Origin of the sequence: Neisseria sp. P0006.S004 (assembly GCF_051963015.1) — a bacterium.
GTDB lineage: Bacteria > Pseudomonadota > Gammaproteobacteria > Burkholderiales > Neisseriaceae > Neisseria.
Genome location: NZ_JBQCUS010000019.1, coordinates 1 through 1,184, shown reverse-complemented (window position 1 = coordinate 1,184; position 1,184 = coordinate 1). Strand labels below are relative to the sequence as shown.

Here is a 1,184-nt window from a genome sequence, read left to right as displayed (position 1 = left end):
GGCAACTACACCGGCTGGGGCCGTCTGAAAGAGGAAACCAAGGTAACGGATAGCGCATACCAGCCCTTCCGCCTGCAGAACCAGTATTGCGACCGTGAAACGGGGCTGCATTACAATTTCTTTAGGTATTATGAACCGAACGTCGGGCGGTTTGTGAATCAGGATCCGATTGGGTTGTTGGGTGGGGAGAATTTGTATACTTTTGCGCCTAATACTGGTTCATGGATTGATCCCAGTGGTAACTTACCAATACTTGTTGTAATGGCAGTGGGAGCTTTAATGGGGGGGGCTGTTGATATTGTTTTCCAAGTTGCTGGAAATTATTTATCAAATAAACCATTGGATTGTATTAATTGGAATTCAGTAGCTGTAAGTGCAGCCATAGGTGGGATTATTCCTGCCATTCCAGGTGCTGCTACCGTTGGCAAATGTGCATGGAAAGGCTCAACAAATCTTGTTGGTTTCGCAAAAAATAAATCTGTGGCTAAGGAGTTAGGTAAAAAATATACCGAACTATTTGGAAAACAAGGAGCCAAAAATGCCCGCCATAAAGTAGGAAAACAACTAGGCAAGGCTACAAAAGCAGCCGCTCATAATTTATCCAATATCAAAAAATATGCTGCGATTGGAGTAGCCGTTGCTGCTACTAGCCAAATAACTAAAGCAATTTTTGGAGGGGAGAAAAAAAGTGTATTTAGCGATTCCCCGTGTGGTTAAAAGGATTTTTTATGCCTAATAAATTTAAAGAATTTATTCAAAAATATTGGATAAGCATCTTAATTTCTTGGTTTTTCATTTGGTTATGGATGGCTTATTATGGGGATAATGTAACAGTTAAATTAGTTATACTTCCAATAATCTCTTTTTTCTTAGTGATATTGTTCCATTTAGAATTGGAAAGAAAAAATATTAAATACCTATCTATTATTCAGATGATAATCGGGATGTTGCTGGGATTAGCTATACAAATCAAAAGAGAGAGTTTTATGCTCCTTGAAGGATTGATATTCGGAGGAATTTGGGGATTAACAACACCCTTTTGGGTAAAAATATTTTTATTTTTAAGAAGAAAAATAGGAAATTATGTATAACAAAGCATAAGACGGCCATTACGTCATTGCTTCGCTGGACGGTTCGATAGCGCTGCGTTTTGCCCCTTTGGTGGTCGCTGAAGACGGTTCGGA

General features: G+C 39.0%; 2 protein-coding genes. Both read left to right on the top strand.

Annotated elements, in window-relative coordinates; translation table 11 throughout:
- The coding region (locus ACTHR2_RS10500; RefSeq protein ID WP_440375706.1) for an RHS repeat-associated core domain-containing protein at positions 1 to 717 on the top strand (717 nt) is incomplete at its 5' end.
- 11 nt (positions 718 to 728) lie between these two features.
- Positions 729 to 1,091 (top strand): cytochrome C biogenesis protein, encoded by a 363-nt coding sequence (locus tag ACTHR2_RS10495; RefSeq protein ID WP_204788452.1) that lies wholly within the window; start codon positions 729 to 731, stop codon positions 1,089 to 1,091.
- Positions 1,092 to 1,184: the final 93 nt, after the last annotated feature.

Bases quoted from the DNA above. Each gene is read 5' to 3' on its own strand.
- ACTHR2_RS10495 (WP_204788452.1), top strand. From the start codon at position 729: ATGCCTAATAAATTTAAAGAATTTATTCAAAAATATTGGATAAGCATC.